Origin of the sequence: Sphingobium sp., assembly GCF_032153725.1 — a bacterium.
In the GTDB taxonomy this organism is placed as follows: domain Bacteria; phylum Pseudomonadota; class Alphaproteobacteria; order Sphingomonadales; family Sphingomonadaceae; genus Sphingobium.
In genome coordinates, this window is the sequence record NZ_JALDYQ010000089.1 from 1 (window position 1) to 17393 (window position 17393).

Genomic DNA, 17393 nt, shown 5'->3' on the forward strand with positions numbered 1-17393 from the left:
CAGGGCGCAACCGGCGAGTGGGAGGTCGTGATCGGCCTGGAAGTCCATGCGCAGGTGACGAGCCAGGCGAAGCTCTTTTCCGGCGCTGCCACGGCTTTCGGCGCGGAGCCGAATACGCAGGTTAGCCTGGTCGACGCGGCCATGCCTGGCATGCTGCCCGTGCCGAACCGCGAGTGCATCCGTCAGGCGGTGCGCACCGGCATGGCGATCAAGGCGCAGATCAACAAATGGTCGCGTTTTGACCGGAAAAACTACTTCTACGCCGATCTGCCGCAGGGCTATCAGATCAGCCAGCTCTACCACCCGCTGGTGGGCGAGGGCGCAATCGAGATCAGCCTGGACGACAAGAATCCGGACGCGCAGGTCAAGACAATCGGCATCGAGCGCATCCATGTCGAGCAGGATGCGGGCAAGCTGATGCACGATCAGCATCCGACGCGCTCCTATGTCGACCTTAACCGTTCAGGCGTGGCGCTGATGGAGATCGTCAGCCGCCCGGACATGCGTTCGCCCGCAGAGGCAGGAGCCTATCTGTCGAAGCTGCGGACGATCCTGCGCTATGTCGGCTCCTGCGACGGCAATATGGATCAGGGTTCCATGCGCGCCGACGTCAATGTGTCGGTTCGCAAGCCGGGCGAAGAGTTCGGCACCCGTACCGAGACGAAGAACGTCAATTCGGTCCGCTTCGTCATGGCCGTGGTCGAATATGAGGCCAGCCGTCAGGTAGATGTGCTGGAGGCTGGCGGCAAGGTGGTGCAGGAAACGCGCCTCTACGACCCGGACAGGAACGAAACGCGGTCGATGCGGTCGAAGGAAGATGCGCACGACTATCGCTATTTCCCCGATCCCGATCTGCTGCCGCTGGAACTGGACGATGCGTTTCTGGAGGAATGCCGTCAGTCGCTGCCCGAACTGCCGGACGCCAAGCGTCAGCGTTATGAGCAAGGGCTGGGGCTGTCGGCTTACAACGCCGCTACCCTGACCGCTGACGCCGACACGGCGCGCTGGTTCGAGGCGCTGCTGGCCGAGGGCGCGCGCATCCAGAAGAAGAGCGAGGGCGAAGTCGCCAAGGCTGCGGCCAACTGGTTGTTGTCGGAACTTTACGGCGCGCTCAACCGCCTTGGCAAGACGCTGGAGAACAGCCCGGTCGGTCCGGAAGAGGGCGCGGAACTGCTGGCGCTCGTCGCGGACGGCACGATCAGCGGCACCATCGCCAAGCAGGTGTTCGAGATCATGCTCGAAACCGGCGACCGCGCGCCGAAGATCGTCGAGGAAAAGGGGCTGAAGCAAACGTCTGACACCGGCGCCATCGAGGCCGCCGTGGCCAAGGTGCTGGCCGACAATGGCGACAAGGTCGAACAGTATAAGGCGGGCAAGGAGGCGCTGTTCGGCTTCTTCGTCGGCCAGACGATGAAGGCCATGCAGGGCAAGGCCAATCCACAGGTCGTCAACGAACTGATTAGGAAGGCGCTCGCCTGATTGATCCATTATGGAGGATGTCTGCTTCGGCAGGCATCGTCCCGTCTGTACGTGACGCGCTTGCCTCGCTAAGTCCTTGAACATCAGTCGCAATGAGTCGGGGGACTCGGCTGTGTACAGGGGGGGATTTCATGCGTTACGCCTTCGGCTATGCCGTTTTGTGCCTGTTGTTGGGCTGCCTGTCGCCCACCGCCATGGCGCAGGAGAAGTCTGCTGTCCGGCAGGGCTTCGCTCTTGATCCCAATTCGACCAAAATCCTGTTGTTCCGGCCGAAAGTGACGGTTGGCAGTCAGTCGACCGCCGGGATGTTCGAACCCAATGCCGACTGGACTCAGCAGGCGCGCGACAATCTGGATGTGGCGCTGGCGGAGGCGCAGCAGAGCCTGGGCAATGAGATTGTCGGTTCCGTCGACGTCGCAGGACAACAGGCCGAAAGTCTCGCCGAATATCAGTCGCTGTTTGGCATCGTCGCGCAGTCGGTGATCGAATTCCAGTTCTTCCCCGGCAACCGCCTGCCCACCAAGAAGCGTGAGGGTGCGGCATTTGACTGGACGCTGGGCCCCGGCGTGTCCGCGCTCGCTAGCCGTTCGGGCGCGCGTTATGGTCTGTTCATCTTCACCGAGGATCAATTCGGGTCGACCGGGCGCAAGATCTTTCAGGTTTTCGCGGCCATGGGTGGTGTCGGCATCCAGTCGGGCCAGCATAAGGGCTTTGCCGGGCTGGTTGATCTCAACGGCGGCGATCTGCTGTGGTTGAACGCCGATTTGCAGATGGGCGGCGATGTCCGGACCATTGATGGCGCGCGCCGCCGCGTGGCGCAGTTGCTGGAGGACTTCCCCGGCAGCAGCATCAGCCTCGCCGCAGCCCAGTGAGACGCGCCTTGTCGCGGGCGATCCCGCCGCTGGCGCTGGCATTGCCGGTTGCCGCATCCGCTGCCTCTGCGCCAGCCGATCTGCCGCCCTATACCCAGGCCTATCAGCCACAGGGGACGGACGAGCGCGGCCTGTGGATGCTGGCGGATGAGGATGAACGCAACCTGAGGGATTCGAAATTCGTCATCAACGATCCGGCTTTGCAGGCCTATGTCGGCGGCGTTCTGTGCCGCGCGGTGGGCGAGGATCGCTGTCGGGGCGTGCGCATCTATCTGGTCCGGGTGGCGTCTTTCAACGCCAATATGGCGCCCAATGGAACGATGCAGCTGTGGAGCGGGCTTCTCCTGAGGGTGCGGAGCGAGGCTGAACTGGCTGCTGTACTCGGCCATGAATTTGCGCATTTCGAACTACGACACAGCCTTGCGGGTTTCCGCCAACGGCGTTCGGCTACGGATATTGCGGCCTGGGCGTCGTTTCTGGGGCAATATGGTCCGGCCATCCAGCAGACCGCGATCGGCTCCATCTTTCAGTTCAACCGCGAGCAGGAAAAGCAGGCCGATTTATTATCGCTGAAATATGCGATCCAGTCGCCTTATTCAGCGCAAGCCGCGTCGCATATCTGGCAGCGACTGATGGGGGAAGCGGATGCGACCGCGCTGGGCCGCAAGCAGCGCAGCCAGCGCTATGATCGGGTTGCCTTTTTCGCGACCCATCCGACCAATCTCGACCGGGCTACCTATCTATCCACCCTGTCCGCCGATGTCGCGGTGAAGCCGGAGGCGGCGGAAAGCTATTCGACTGCGCTCGCCAAATGGCTGCCGGAATTTCTGTCCGACCAGTTGAAGCTCAATGATTTTGGCGGAACGGAATACCTGCTGGCCTCGCTGGCGGGGGAACATTGGACCGCGCCATTGCTCTTTGCCCGTGCGGAACTTTACCGTCAGCGGGGCAATCCGCGTGACCTGGTGGCAGCGGCGGATTTCTATAGATCGGCCCTTGGCGCTGATCCCGACATGGCGGATGCATGGCGCGGCCTTGGCCTCTGCCTGATGCGCGACCGCCAGCAGGTCGAGGGGACGGTTGCGCTTAAAAACTACATCCGGCTGCGTCCGCAGGCAGCCGATATTTCCATGCTCCATGCGATGATCGGCGAATAGGATTTCCTCATGGCGATACGAATAGCTTCTTTTCTGGTAATAATATGCGCGGCTCTTTCAGCCCAGCCGTTAATAGCTGGCAATGCTTTGATGCCGGCGGGAACGTCGGTTGCCGTTGCCAAATCGACGTTGACCGTCACTCCGGAACGTGAATGGAACCGCCTGTCGGCCCGGCCCGGCCGCAATTCGGAGACATGGACGCTGGACGGGGATGACCTGAACGGCGTCAATTTCTACAGCATCGAAACGGCGCGCGCGCTATTCCGCGAGGTCAGCAAAAGGACCAAGCCGCTGCCGCGTTTCTCCTCGACCATGCTGCTGACGGACATTCCCGCGCTGCTGGAAAATAGCTATCGCATCGCGCTCGGCACCACACTCTTTTCGATGACCAATATCGAACCGGTGCCGTTCCTCGGCGCGAAGGGGGTGCGTTTTTCCTACAGCTTCCGCAAGCAGATGGAGGATGTGTCGCGCAATGGCGAGGCGGTCGGGGCGATCGTCAATGGCAGGCTCTATCTGATGAGCTTCGACGCGCCCGCCATTCTCTATTTCGACCGCGATGTCGCAACATTCCGGCAAATCGTGTCGTCGGCCCGGCTGGAAAGCCTTCCCATGGCCGCCAGACGCTGATCGTAGCAAAAAAGGGGCGCTGCCGAGGGAGGCAACGCCCCTTCCATTTGTTCCATGAGCCCGCGGGAACGGGTTTGTCATGGCTGACTGGCGGGCCGGGAGGGTCTGTGGGGTGAAGCCCGCCAATTCATCGTTAGGACGTCACAGAATGAAGTTTACCGTCGCCCGTAATGACAGGGCGACGTGATTTTGTTGCTGTTCCGCGCCGAATTCTCCGCCCACGCGGAAGCTTTCGGTGCCGCCGGTCAGGCGAGCGCGGCCGGTCCAGCCGCTCGTGCGTTTGTCGGCCACCAGGGTGAAATCCTCCCCGCCGGTGAAATGCGCGGTCGTGCTGCCCAGTGATCCACCGATGATCTGTCGTCGGCCGCCCTCCAACTCGACACGCATCCATCCATCCTCGCGGTTGAGGCTGCCGAAATCATAGCCGACCGTCACATTGCCGCTGGCGGTCAGTTCGTCGCTGGTGCGGCCGTCGACGATCAGGTTGAACGCATCGCCGCCGCCGGTTTCGCTATAGCCGTCTTCCTTCAGGCGATAATAATCGATGCCTGCTGCCGGACGCAGGGTGAAACGATCGAAGCGCATCTCATGGGAAGCACCTGCGGTTGCTGAAATGAGCTTGCCCGTCCAGTTGCCATCCGCGGTGCGGACCACGTCGCCGCTTTCGAAATGGCGGCTGCCATCGAATTTGATATGGGCGGCGGAAATCCGGGCGTAGGTCTGGAGCGGGCCGAAATCGCCACGCCAGTGCGCCGCCAGTTCGAACTGGTCGGTGTCGACGGCATTGTTGGTGCTTCCAGAGGAATCGCTGCCGTGAATATAGGCGAACGACCCGCCGAAAGCGCCCAGGCCCGTGAGATATTCCGCTCCGAAGCTCGCGCCCCAACCGTTGATGTCATAGGAGGCGGTATCGCCGACGCTCTTCGAACTGCCGAACGCCACCTGTTGCAGCCAAAAGCCCAGATGGCCGTCGGACGTGCGATAGATGCCGCCGGGGTCCGACAGGATGCGGGCGGTGGCGCGCGATCCCGCCGTTACCGCTTCGAACGCGCCGCCGGCATGGTCGGGCAGCATCTGTTGCAGATCGGCCTTCAGCGCTTCCCCATCGGTGACCGACAGATAGGCATTGGCCACGGCGCTGTCCTTGTCGAGCGCGTTGAAGATCGCATCATAGGCCCGCGCGGTCGACCCCGTCAGGCCCAGTTCGGACACGGTCTTGGCCTTGATCGACAGGGTAACTTCGCCGGTCGACGCGTTGCTGGCGACACTGCCGTTGAACATATAGGGGATCAGCGTGGTGCTGGAGAGGGCAGGGGTGCCGCTCAGCGATCCGGCGCGGACGATGACATAATCGCCCTCCGAACCGAGGACGCTGGTAAGGGTCGCCTTCACCTGCGAACCACTGGCGAAGGTCGCGGCGCCCGCCACGTCATATAGCGTGTTGGTGCCATTGGCCCCATTGATCGCAACGCCGATCACGGATGTTCCGCTCATTGCCAGTGAAGCCAGCGCGACGGTGCCGTTGTTGGTGGCGTTCAGCGTGCCGCCATTGACGATGACGGCTGTGTTCGCCGCATTGCTGATCGCGCCGCTCAGCGCAGCCGTGTCCGACAGGGTAAGGGTGGTCGCGCCACCCCCGAAATCGACATTGCCGTTCAATTCCGACGTGCCCGTCAGGCTGAGGCTGGAGCCGGCGCCGCCAAGAGCGACGTCGCCGGTCAGAATCGACGATCCGGACAGCGCCAGGCTGTTGCTGCCCGCGCCCAGATCGACATCGCCCGTGATGTTGCCGGCTGAAACGGCCACCACGTCATTGCCCGATCCCAAATGCACATCGCCGGTGATCTTGGGAGCGGTCGCGGTGGATGAGGCAAGCGACTGGGTCAGCGTGATGCCGCTGCTGTTGGCGGTCATGTCGATGGCGATGTTCGCGCCATCCTTCCCGCCCGAGGCCGAAATCGCGCCGCTATTGGTCAGCGTCGACACAGTGCCGGAGGAATCGAGAATGGCGATGGCCGTGCCGTTGACGGTGCTGAGCGCAGTAGCGCCGATGGTGCCGCTATTGATGATGGTGCTGCTGGTGGCGCCTGCATCGATCACCAGCGCGCGGGCCGACGCGCCTGCAAGAGATCCGCCGGTCGCGCCGACAGCGCCGCTGACCTGGATGGTGTCGGCGCTCGTGCCGCTGCCCAGCCGGATGGCGGTTGCGTTGCTGTCATAGGAAACCGCGCCGACGCTGCCTGTAACCAGCAAACCCTTGGCAAGGGAGACATTGCCGCCCAGTCCGCCCATGACCAGACCATTGGCATCGACGCCGTCATAAATGCCATAACCGGCGATCGTGCCCTTGACGATCAGGCCATAGCCCGAGCTTTCGGACGCGACGGCGCCAAGGGTGGTGTCGGTCGTGGCCGATCCGATCCGCACGGCAGGCGCCGAGCCGTAGGCATAGACCGCGGCGGAACCTTCGCTGCTATCGGTCAGGCCGTCGTCATCGACATCGGCGTCGTTGCTGTCCAATGTCGGCGGAATGTCGAAGATGACCCCGCCCGTGACATTGCCCGCGATCGTCACCGCCGATCCACCCTGTAGCAGATCGTCGGCGTCCAGCTTCGACGTGTCGGTCGGACGGGTGGTATAGCGATATCCGGTGCTGGTGACCGTGCCCTGGATCTTGACCGCGCCCGTCACATCGCCCTGCAATGCCACGCCCACGCTGTTGGCGCCCGTCACGGCGGCCGTCCCGCGAATGGTGACATTGCCGGTCACGTCGTTGGCGAGCACGCCATGGCTGTTGTCGCCCACCACGCTGGTCGAGCCGCTGGTGGAAAGATTGCCCACCAGCGGACCGTCGATGCGAATGCCTGCGGACTGATTGCCCTCAATGGTGATGGTGCCACTGCTGTCGATATTGCCCGCGTGCGCCGCGCCCGACTGGACCCATATGCCATTGCGGCCGGTGCCCAAGGCAAAGGCGCCGTCCAGATCGCCGTCACTGTCGCTGTCGGTGGCGGTGTAATCCTCGTCCAGTGTGATGGTGCCGCTGTGCGTGATGTCACCGGTGGTGCCGGCCGCCGCGAAGATGCCGGTCGCGCCATCTGCGCCTGTAATCTTCAGCGTGCCGGCGTTGCCGACCTTGTTGTTGCTGTCCTGCGTGATGGCCGTGCCGCTTGTCAGCGTGATCGATCCGGCGGAGCTGACCGTGACGTCGTCGGCAGAGCCGCCCGCGACGGTGGAGGTCTTGATGGCGGTGGTGGTGGAAGAACCGATGGTGGTTTCCGCCGCCGCATCGGCCGCCGAAAGGGCGACCAGTACGGGAGCGATGGCCGTGCAGGCCAGAAGATTGCGCATGATGTCTCCTCTGCGTGCCGCGCCTTTTCTGATAAGCGCGCATGCGCGGGAGACGGCGTCGAAGCGCCTGTTCCGTCAGATGAAAATAATGCGATGCAGGATCAGAAGGCGAAATCCAGCCCCAGCCGGACGGTGCGCGGGCGCTGCGGCGTGATATAATCGCCGCGCAGGTCGAAGGGCGTGCCCAGCGAGAAGCGGTTGCCGCTGCTGTCCAGCAGGTTGGAAAGCGATAGCGACCATTGCACCGGCCCGCGCGTCAGGCTGGCACTGAGCGCGGTGTCGACATAGTCACCCTGTTCGCGACCCAGGATCGGGCCAACGCCCAGGCGCGACTTGCCGACATAGCGGGCCGATCCGCTGAGGTGGAATTGCATGTCGTCACCCACCGGCGCGCGATAGTCGAAGCCGATGCGTCCGCCCAGATTGGCGACATTGGGTAGGCTCAGCGACTTCCCCTCATAGGACAGCATCTGCACGAACCGGGTCGGGCGGCTCAGACGGCTGTCATTATAGATGATGCTGCCGTCGAGGGTCAGGCGCGGCACGGGACGGACGGCGATGCGGCCTTCGACCGTATAAATCCGTCCGTCACCGATATTCGCGGTGGTCGGAATGCCGATCCGGTCGGTGACGTCTGCCTGAATATCCTTCCACCGGGTATAGGCGACATTGCCGGTCAGCGCGACCGTGTCGACGCCGGGCACGCCCTTGCGGAAGCCCATTTCCAGCGTCGATACCCTGTCATTGCGGAAGCGCTGGATATGCTGATCGTCCACGGCGAGGCCTCCGGGCCGGAAGCCCTGCTGGAAGCGGGCATAGAGCGTGATGCCCGCCAGCCTGTCGGTCAGCAGCGAGAAGGAAGGGAGGAAGATCGTCTCGTTTCGGTTCGCCTGCGCCTCCGCGCGGGCGATGGCGGTCATGGACAGGATGGCGATCGGATCGAGTGCCTTGCCGCTCAACCGGCTGTTGGTGAGGCGACCCCCGATCGTGGCGATCAGGCCCTTGACGGGTTCGAAAGAGGCTTCTCCGAAGAGCGTCGCCTCCCGAATGCGGTTGCGCACGCCGGTCGAGGTCGCCGGCATCCCGCGCCCATACATGGGAACGCCGGGAATGACCTGTGGCTGGACCGGCGCCGTGCCGAAGGAGGTGAGCGACCGCTCGATATCCGACGTGCTCTCCAGATAGGAGGCGCCCAATATCCAGCCCAATCCATTGTCCAGATCTCGGACGATGCGGTTTTCGGTGGAGAAGATGTCGACCGTGTTTCTTTGCCGGAACAGTGCTGCCGGGCCGTCGGGCTGGGTCGCGTCATAGCTTTCCGACAGGATGTTGCGCACGAAGCCGGTCGAGGAGACGAAGCGCAGATCGTCCCATTGCCGCTCGACCCGCAGATTGGCGAGCGCATAGTCGGACGAATAGGGCTGGGCCACGCTGGAGGCGCGTTTCAGCTTGCCTTTCTGCCTGTCGGCATATTGGGCGTCGTCCGCCTTGATCCGCTGATAGACGCCGCTAAGGTCGATGGTCCAGTTCTCGTCCGGCGCGAACCGCAGCGTCGCACGGCCGCCAAAAGTGCGGGTGCGGTTGACGTCATTCTTGCGATATTCGGCGTTGTCATTGTCGATATAACCGCCATCCTGCACGCCATAGCCGACGACGCGCAGCGCGATCTTCTCCGAAACGATCGGCAGGTTGATGGTCGCGGCAAGATCGCCACCCGGATCGCCATGCTGGGTTGCGCTGGCGCCAGCGGAAATCTGCCCGCCTGCCTTCGCCAGATTGGGAGCATTGGGGATCATGCGTATGATGCCGCCCAGCGAACCCGCGCCATAGAGCGTGCCCTGCGGCCCCTCCAGCACCTCCACCCCCTGCATGTCGTAAAGTTTCAGGTCCGGATCGGGCGCGGCATAGTTCAGGCGCATGTCGCCCAGATATTGGCCCGTCGTCGCCTGCGTCGGCCCGGCGACGCCGCTATCGGCAATGGCGCGGATGAACAGCTTGTTGCGGCCCGCGCCCGCATGGGTGGAACTGAGGCTCGCCACGCGGAAGATCAGGCTGGCGGTGCCGCCTGCCGCTTCCCCGGCGGTAAAGGCATTGTCGCCCACTACATCGACCATCCCGGCATAGCGTGGCAGGGGCGTGTCGCGCTTGGAGGCGGTGACGATGATTTCGGCCGGTTCCTGCCCGGTTTGCGGCATGGGGGTGGCGACAGCGATACGGGGCTGATCCCGGACCACGTGCTGCCGCACGATCCGGTAAGTGCTGTCGTCGATCCGCTGGACGCTGGCACCGCGGCCCTTCAGCAACCGCCTGAGGGCGGCTTCCGTCGACATGCGGCCCCGCACGGCAGAGGTGACGATCCCGGCCAGCGACTGATCCGACATGCCGATGCTGGCGCCCGTCTGGCGGCCGAGCGCTATCACCGCCTCGCCCAACCGTCCGGGGGCGATGCTGATCTGCTGTCTTTCCGCCGCTTGCACAGGCGAAGCGGCCGTCATGGCGGCCATCACGAATGGGGCGGTGACGAAAAGGACGTCAGCGTGGCGGGCCATCCCCCTCCTTCAACAGCCATCCGTCGCCCTGCTGGACGGCCTTGAGCCCCATCAGCGGCGCGGTCTGGCCAAAGAAACGTGCCGGATCGCGGTCCAGCCGGATCGTGCCGGTAAAGCGCGTCGCGCCCGCGCCGGGCGTGGCGGTCAACTGCACGCCCAGCGATCGGGCGATGTCGGCGCTGATCTGCGTCACCGGCGCATTGGCGTAGGTCAGGCGACCCTGACGCCAGCTTGCCACCGCGTCGGTCGCGATATCCATGACGCGCAGGCCGCTATCATCCTCGCTGAGTGCGCGACCGGCCGGCAGCGCGATCGCCTCGGCGTCGGGATTGTAGATCACCTTGCCTTCGGACACGCCGATGCGCGTGGCGCTGGCCGTGTGGACGATGTTGAAGACGGTGCCTGCATCCTCGAACACGGCGTCGCCCACGGTCACGCGGAAGGGATCGGCCGCATCATGTCGCACGGTAAATGCCGCCTCGCCGCTGTCGAGCGCAGCGAACCGCGCATCGTGCCGATCGAAGCGCATCGTCGTGCCGCCGTTCAGATCGACGCGGGTGCCGTCATCGAGCGCGATAGTGCGGGTTTCGCCGGGCCGGGTGGTGATGGTGTAGATGTCGCTGCGGTTCATCAGGCCGATGGAAACCACCCCGACCAGAGCCGCCGCCACGGCTCCCCCGCCCAGCCAGCGCATGGGACGCCAGCGCCGTTCGCCCGGATCATTGGCGGGCATCGCGATCGTCACCGGCTCTTCCGGCACGATCCGGTCCAGATCGGCATCCGCCGCCATCAGCGCGTCATAGGCGCCGGCATGCGCGGGATCAGCTTCCAGCCAGGATGTGAAGGCTTCCCAATCGGCAAATTCGGGATCGCGCGTGCGGATGACCCATCCGATCGCCTCCTCGTCCATCATGGCTCCAGCCCCGTTCATTTCATGCCCCTTATCGAGCAAGACGCCGTCAGCCTGCTCATTCCGTATCCATTTTATGCTTGAGGGCGATCATGGCGCGATAGGCCTTTTGCAAATCCTTTTCCACTGTGGTGAGGCTGACGCCCAATTCCTCCGCGATCAGCCTTTGCCCGATGCCCTCGATGCGGAAGCGGCGGAATATCAGCTCGACGCGCGGCCCCAGCGCCCGGAGCACGGCGCGCGCTTCCTCCAGCCTTTCGGTCAGGATCAGCCGTTCGTCTATGGCGACATCCTCCGATGGATCGGCCATGACGCCGCCTGCGCCCTCGGCCCAATCCTGTTCCCGCCGTTCCCGCCGTGCGGCGGAGCGATAGCGGTCCAGCATCAGATTATTCGCCATGCGGTAAAGATAGGGCAGCGGATCGGCGATCGGGCCCAGATCCTTCTCCTCCAGCTTCATCCACATGTCCTGCAACAGGTCTTCGGACTCGTCGCCGGCGCCGCGCGCGCGCAGGAACCGCAGCAAGGCGGGGCGATTGTTCAGGAGGATGGCGGAAAGGCCGGTAGCCATGAAGAACATGCATCCAGTGGGATCAGGCGGCTGCCATAATGGGCGGGTGGGGGTGTTGGCAACGGGCAAGAGCATGGGGACGCACGGCATTTACCTGCGGGCGCGACTGTTCTAGCTGGTGTCGCGGTACCGGCAGGAGGAATGATGCAGGCGAGGGGACAGGCAGCAGGGCAGGTTGACGTGGCGGCGGCACGGGCGTCAGGCATGGATGCCGGAAAACTGCAGGCGCTGGCCGACCATGTTCACGACAGCTACGTCGCGTCCGGCAGGCTGCCTCATATGCAACTGCTGATATCGCGCGATGAGCAGCCGATCGTCTCGATCCGCAGCGGCGTTGCGCGCGCGACAGGCGAGCCATTGGGCGAGGGTGCGCTCTATCGCATCGCTTCGATGACCAAGCCGGTGACTTCGGTCGCCTTCATGATGCTGGTGGAGCAGGGGCTGGTGGCGCTGGACGATCCGGTGGCGAAGGTCCTGCCCGAATTTGCCGACCTGGCGGTGGGCGCCGACGGCAAGGGGCGGATGAAGCGGCCGATGCTGATGATCGACCTGCTGCGACATAGTTCCGGCCTGACCTATGGCCTGCAACGACAGACGGCGATCGATGCGCGTTACCGGGAAATGGGGCTGGATGAATTTCAGCAGAAGCGTAGTTCGGACGGGTTCATTGCAGCGCTCGCCGCCTTGCCGCTGGAATTTTCGCCGGGCGAGCGGTGGAATTATTCGGTATCGACGGATGTGCTGGGCGTGGTGGTGGAGCGGCTGAGCGGGCTCGATCTGGAGCGCTGTTTCCGGGAGCGCATTTTCGCGCCCTTGGGGATGGCCGACACCTTCTTTGAACTGCCGGACGATCGCATCGATCGGCTGACCGACGCCTGGCAATTGGGGGCGGATGGAAAGCTGTCGCTCTATGATCGCGGCGCGCGTAGCGGCTGGCGCAAATCCCTGCACTTTCGTTCGGGCGGCGGCGGGTTGCTGTCTTGCGTGGCGGATTATCATCGTTTTGCCCGGATGCTGCTGCGTGGCGGGGAACTGGACGGGGTGCGCCTGCTGAAAGCCGATACGGTGGCGGCGATGCATGCCAACCATTTGCCGGGCGGGGGCGATCTGGCCAGCCTGTCCTCCTCTATGTTCAGCGAAGCGGACTATGCGGGGGTCGGCTTTGGCCTTGGCTTCGCGACAGATCTTCGCACGCAGGAATATTATTGGGGCGGGGTGTTCTCGACCTTTTTCTTCATCGATCCAATCGAGCGGCTGATCGGCCTTTTCATGACCCAGCATTTCCCGTCCAGCACCTATCCGGTGCGGGGCGAATTGCGGCGCGGCATCCGCGATGCGATCGTCGATCGCAGGGGGCATTTCCGGTAATTTGTTGCGCTGCAAAATTTGCTGTTGGCGAGGGAAGGAGGGCGTGCAATCATCCCTTCCGGACTCACGGCAAGGGGCACGCGCATGAACCTCAAAGGCCAACCCACGCTTCCCAAGCCTGCGCCCCGGCAGGTCGATCCCCAAGCCCTTGCCCATGAGATTGTCGAGCGGCTGACCTACCGCATCGGCAAGAATGCGGAAGCCGCGAAACCACATGACTGGCTGCATGCCGTGATCCTCTCGATCCGCGACCGGGTGATCGATGCGTGGATCAACTCGACCCAGAAAACCTATGAGGAACAAGGGCGGCGGGTCTATTATCTGAGCCTGGAGTTCCTGATCGGCCGCCTGATGCGCGATGCCGCGTCCAATATGGAAATGCTGGACGATGTGCAGGCGGCGCTGGATTCGCTGGGCGTCGACATCGACATCATCGCCGCGCTGGAACCGGATGCGGCGCTGGGCAATGGTGGCCTCGGACGGCTGGCGGCCTGTTTCATGGAGAGCATGGCGACGGTCGACGTGCCCGCTTATGGCTATGGCATCCGCTATGTGAACGGCATGTTCCGGCAGGAGATTTCGGACGGCTGGCAGGTGGAATTGCCCGAAACCTGGTTGACCCACGGCAATCCCTGGGAATTTGAACGACGCGAGGCGAGCTATGAAATCGGCTTCGGCGGCCGGGTCGATCCGTCGGAGAATGTGGACGCCAGTCCGCATCAGATGCGCTGGCGGCCCGCGGAGCGCGTGATCGCGACGCCCTATGACACGCCGATTGCGGGGTGGCGGGGCAAGCGGGTCAATACGCTGCGCCTCTGGGAAGCGCAGCCGATAGACCCGATCCTGCTCGACCGCTTCAATGCGGGCGACCATCTGGGCGCCCTGACGGAAAGCAATCGGGCAGAGGCGCTGACGCGGGTGCTCTATCCCGCCGACAGTTCACCGGCGGGGCAGGAATTGCGGCTGCGGCAGGAATATTTCTTCTCGTCCGCATCCTTGCAGGACATCGTCCGGCGGCATCTCCAATATTTTGGCGACGTGCGCACTCTGGCCGATAAGGCGGCGATCCAGCTCAACGACACGCACCCGGCGGTCGCCGTGGCCGAATTGATGCGGATTTTGCTCGACAGTCATGGCATCGATTTCGATGAAGCCTGGGACATCACCCGGCGGACCTTCAGCTACACCAACCATACCTTGCTGCCCGAAGCGCTGGAAAGCTGGCCCGTGCCGTTGTTCGAACGGCTGCTGCCCCGGCACATGCAGATCGTCTATGCGGTGAACAGCCGCCTGCTGGGCGAGGCGCGCCGTTCGGGCCGGTTCGATGACCGCGCGATCGGTTCCATCTCGCTGATCGATGAGGGTGGCGAGCGGCGTGTGCGGATGGGCAACCTCGCCTTTGCCGGATCGCACAGCGTCAATGGCGTGTCGGCGCTGCATACGGAACTGATGAAGGAAACGGTCTTTGCCGACCTGCATCAACTCTATCCGACACGGATCAACAACAAGACCAACGGCGTCACTTTCCGCCGCTGGCTGATGCAATGCAATCATGGGCTGTTCATGCTGATCCGCGAGGCGATCGGCGATCGCTTCATGGACGATCCCGAAGCGCTGCGCGACCTTGATCGATTTGCCGAGGATAGTGCGTTCCAGGACAGGTTCCTCGCCGTGAAGCGCGCGAACAAGGTCGCCCTGGCCGATCTGCTGCGGCAGAGGGTGAATGCGCGGATCGACCCCGCTGCCTTGTTCGACATCCAGATCAAGCGCATCCATGAATATAAGCGGCAACTGCTCAACATCATCGAGGCTGTATCGCTTTACGACCAGATCCGTTCGCATCCGGAAAAGGACTGGGTGCCCCGCGTCAAGCTGTTCGGCGGCAAGGCGGCGCCGAGCTATCATAATGCCAAGCTCATCATCAAGCTGGCGGGCGACGTGGCGCGGGCCATCAATCACGACCCGGCGGTGCAGGGACTGTTGAAGGTGCAGTTCGTGCCCAATTATAATGTGTCGCTGGCGGAAATGATGATCCCGGCGGCGGACCTGTCGGAACAGATTTCCACCGCGGGAATGGAAGCGTCGGGCACCGGCAATATGAAGTTCGCGGTGAACGGCGCGCTCACCATCGGTACGCTCGACGGCGCCAATGTCGAGATGCGCGATCATGTGGGGGAAGAGAATATCGTAATCTTCGGCCTCACCGCCGCGCAGGTGAATGAGCGGCGCGCCCAGGGCTATCATCCGCGCGACGTCATCGCTCGGAGCCGGGAACTGGGGCAGGCGCTGGACGCGATCGCGGGCGGGGTTTTCTCGCCCGACGATCCGAACCGGTACAAGGATCTGGTGCAGGGCATCACCGATCATGACTGGTTCATGGTGGCGGCCGATTTCGACAGCTATTCCGCTGCCCAGCGGCGGGTGGACGCGATGTGGCGGGACCCTTCGCTATGGGCCAGGAAAGCCATTCACAATGTCGCGCGCATGGGCTGGTTTTCGTCCGACCGCACGATAAGGGAATATGCGACCGATATCTGGAAGGTGCCGGTGTGACGGGAGGCCGGAACTAGGGTGGCATTGACTCCGGAACAGATGGCCCGATTGCTGGAGGGACTTGAGGACGACCCTTTCGCAACGCTGGGCGTCCATCCGGCTGACAAAGGCTTCACGGCCTGCGTCCTGCTTCCCGAAGCGGTCGGAGTCACGGCGCGCAAGCTCGATGGAAAGCTGGTCGGCACGCTGTCCCCGATCGACCCGGGCGGGCTGTTTTCCGGCAAGGTTTCGATCCGCAAGCGCCAGCCGCTTCGCTACCGCGCGGCATATGCCGATGGCAGCGAATATGAATTGATCGATCCCTACAGCTTTGGCCCGGTACTGGGGCCGATGGACGACCATTATTTCGCGGAAGGCTCCCATGCCCGGCTGTTCGACAAGCTGGGCGCGCATGTCATCAGCCATGAAGGGGTGGAGGGCACCCATTTCGCGGTCTGGGCGCCCAATGCGCGGCGCGTGTCGGTGGTGGGCGATTTCAACCGCTGGGACGGTCGCCGGGGGTTGATGCGGCGGCGGCAGGATGCGGGCATATGGGAGATTTTCCTGCCCGAAGTCGGCGTGGGCAGTCCCTATAAGTTCGAAATCATTGGCCCTGATGGCACGATATTGCCGCTCAAGGCCGACCCCTTGGCCTTCCGGTCCGAACTGCGCCCTTCGACCGCCTCAATCGTGGCCGCCGCGCCGGATCATGTCTGGGGCGACGATCGCCACCGCGCCCACTGGGGAAAGGCCGATCCGCGCCGCGAACCCATCTCCATCTACGAAGTCCATGCCGGGTCATGGCAGCGCGACGAGGACGGCCATTTCCTTGACTGGGATGCGCTTGCCAACCGGCTGATCCCCTATGTGGTCGGGATGGGCTTCACCCATATCGAATTTCTGCCGATCAGCGAATTCCCCTATGATCCAAGCTGGGGCTATCAGACCACGGGCCTCTATGCGCCGACCGCGCGTTTCGGCGACCCGGCGGGATTCGCGCGTTTCGTGGACGGGGCGCATCGGGCCGGCGTAGGCGTCATCCTGGACTGGGTGCCCGCGCATTTCCCGACCGATGCCCATGGCCTTTCCCGCTTCGACGGCACCGCGCTTTACGAGCATGCGGACCCGCGCAAGGGCTTTCATCCCGACTGGAATACGGCGATCTACAATTTCGGGCGGCGGGAGGTTGCGCAATATCTGATCAATAATGCGCTGTTCTGGGCCGAGCGCTACCATGTCGACGGTTTGCGGGTCGATGCCGTCGCCTCGATGCTCTACCTCGATTATTCCCGCAAGGAAGGCGAGTGGATTCCCAACAGCCAGGGCGGGCGGGAAAATGTGGAGGCGGTCGAATTCCTCCAGCAGATGAACAAGGCGCTCTATGGCACCCATCGCGGCGTCATGACCGTTGCCGAGGAATCGACCAGTTGGCCCAAGGTGTCGCACCCGGTGCATGAAGGCGGCCTGGGTTTCGGCTTCAAATGGAATATGGGCTTCATGCACGATACGCTGCGCTATCTGGCGCGCGATCCGGTGCATCGCGTCCACCATCATGACGACGTCACCTTCGGCCTGCTCTATGCCTTTACCGAGAATTTCGTGCTGGCATTGAGCCATGACGAGGTGGTGCACGGCAAATCTTCCCTGCTTTACAAGATGGCCGGGGACGATTGGCAGAAATTCGCGAGCCTGCGTGCCTATTACGCGATGATGTGGGGCTATCCGGGTAAGAAGCTGCTGTTCATGGGGCAGGAATTCGCCCAGCGCGATGAGTGGAGCGAGGAGCGCGCGCTCGACTGGCATCTGCTCGATCATGCACCGCATCGAGGGGTGCAGTTGCTGGTGAGCGACCTCAATCGCCTCTATCGCTCCTGCCCGGCGCTCCATGCGCGTGATTGTGAGGTGGAGGGCTTTGAGTGGGTGCTGGTGGACGCGGCACGGGATGCCCTCTTTGCCTGGGTCCGGCGGGCGCCC

The 17393-nt window shown here is 63.4% G+C and carries 11 protein-coding genes; 7 read left to right on the plus strand and 4 right to left on the minus strand.

From position 1 onward, the window contains the following. From gatB to RUH75_RS20770, 4 genes are all read left to right on the plus strand, one after another. The coding region (gene gatB / locus RUH75_RS20755; RefSeq protein ID WP_313809097.1) for an Asp-tRNA(Asn)/Glu-tRNA(Gln) amidotransferase subunit GatB at positions 1–1479 on the plus strand (1479 nt) is incomplete at its 5' end. A 131-nt stretch (positions 1480–1610) separates the two neighbouring features. Next, complete coding sequence (locus RUH75_RS20760; RefSeq protein WP_313809099.1) at positions 1611–2351, plus strand: hypothetical protein; 741 nt, start codon at positions 1611–1613, stop codon at positions 2349–2351. Next, on the plus strand, positions 2348–3508 hold the full coding sequence (locus tag RUH75_RS20765; RefSeq protein WP_313809100.1) for a M48 family metallopeptidase: 1161 nt from the start codon (positions 2348–2350) through the stop codon (positions 3506–3508). Before RUH75_RS20760 ends, RUH75_RS20765 begins: the two co-directional genes overlap by 4 nt. Positions 3509–3598: 90 nt before the next feature. Continuing rightward, positions 3599–4138, plus strand: coding sequence for a hypothetical protein (locus RUH75_RS20770; RefSeq protein ID WP_313809101.1), 540 nt, complete (start codon positions 3599–3601; stop codon positions 4136–4138). 141 nt (positions 4139–4279) lie between these two features. Here the strand turns inward: RUH75_RS20770 and RUH75_RS20775 are convergent, their stop codons facing one another. The 4 genes from RUH75_RS20775 to RUH75_RS20790 form a co-directional block, all read right to left on the minus strand. Beyond that, positions 4280–7489 (minus strand): autotransporter domain-containing protein, encoded by a 3210-nt coding sequence (locus RUH75_RS20775; protein WP_313809102.1) that lies wholly within the window; start codon positions 7487–7489, stop codon positions 4280–4282. 101 nt (positions 7490–7590) lie between these two features. Further along, complete coding sequence (locus RUH75_RS20780; RefSeq protein WP_313809103.1) at positions 7591–10038, minus strand: TonB-dependent receptor domain-containing protein; 2448 nt, start codon at positions 10036–10038, stop codon at positions 7591–7593. Continuing rightward, positions 10022–10951, minus strand: a complete 930-nt coding sequence (locus RUH75_RS20785) for a FecR domain-containing protein (RefSeq protein ID WP_313809106.1) — start codon at positions 10949–10951, stop codon at positions 10022–10024. The genes RUH75_RS20780 and RUH75_RS20785 overlap by 17 nt, the downstream gene beginning before the upstream one ends. Positions 10952–11006: 55 nt before the next feature. Further along, positions 11007–11519 (minus strand): sigma-70 family RNA polymerase sigma factor, encoded by a 513-nt coding sequence (locus RUH75_RS20790; RefSeq protein ID WP_313809107.1) that lies wholly within the window; start codon positions 11517–11519, stop codon positions 11007–11009. 141 nt (positions 11520–11660) lie between these two features. On the opposite strand from RUH75_RS20790, the gene RUH75_RS20795 reads away from it, so the two are divergent. The 3 genes from RUH75_RS20795 to glgB all read left to right on the plus strand — a co-directional run. Continuing rightward, positions 11661–12887: a serine hydrolase domain-containing protein gene (locus RUH75_RS20795; protein WP_313809104.1), complete on the plus strand. Its 1227-nt coding sequence runs from the start codon at positions 11661–11663 to the stop codon at positions 12885–12887. A gap of 84 nt (positions 12888–12971) precedes the next feature. Beyond that, positions 12972–15440 carry a glycogen/starch/alpha-glucan phosphorylase gene (locus RUH75_RS20800; protein WP_313809105.1) on the plus strand — a complete coding sequence of 823 codons (2469 nt, stop codon included), beginning with the start codon at positions 12972–12974 and terminating at the stop codon, positions 15438–15440. 39 nt (positions 15441–15479) lie between these two features. Continuing rightward, on the plus strand, positions 15480–17393 hold a 1914-nt coding region (glgB, locus tag RUH75_RS20805; protein WP_313809108.1), incomplete at its 3' end, for a 1,4-alpha-glucan branching protein GlgB.

What these genes read in the sequence shown, in the direction of transcription:
- RUH75_RS20775 (WP_313809102.1), bottom strand. Translation starts at nt 7,489, where the DNA reads ATGCGCAATCTTCTGGCCTGCACGGCCATCGCTCCCGTACTGGTCGCC.
- RUH75_RS20780 (WP_313809103.1), bottom strand. Translation starts at nt 10,038, where the DNA reads ATGGCCCGCCACGCTGACGTCCTTTTCGTCACCGCCCCATTCGTGATG.
- RUH75_RS20770 (WP_313809101.1), top strand. Translation starts at nt 3,599, where the DNA reads ATGCCGGCGGGAACGTCGGTTGCCGTTGCCAAATCGACGTTGACCGTC.
- RUH75_RS20800 (WP_313809105.1), top strand. Translation starts at nt 12,972, where the DNA reads ATGAACCTCAAAGGCCAACCCACGCTTCCCAAGCCTGCGCCCCGGCAG.
- RUH75_RS20785 (WP_313809106.1), bottom strand. Translation starts at nt 10,951, where the DNA reads ATGATGGACGAGGAGGCGATCGGATGGGTCATCCGCACGCGCGATCCC.
- RUH75_RS20760 (WP_313809099.1), top strand. Translation starts at nt 1,611, where the DNA reads ATGCGTTACGCCTTCGGCTATGCCGTTTTGTGCCTGTTGTTGGGCTGC.
- RUH75_RS20790 (WP_313809107.1), bottom strand. Translation starts at nt 11,519, where the DNA reads ATGGCTACCGGCCTTTCCGCCATCCTCCTGAACAATCGCCCCGCCTTG.
- RUH75_RS20795 (WP_313809104.1), top strand. Translation starts at nt 11,661, where the DNA reads ATGATGCAGGCGAGGGGACAGGCAGCAGGGCAGGTTGACGTGGCGGCG.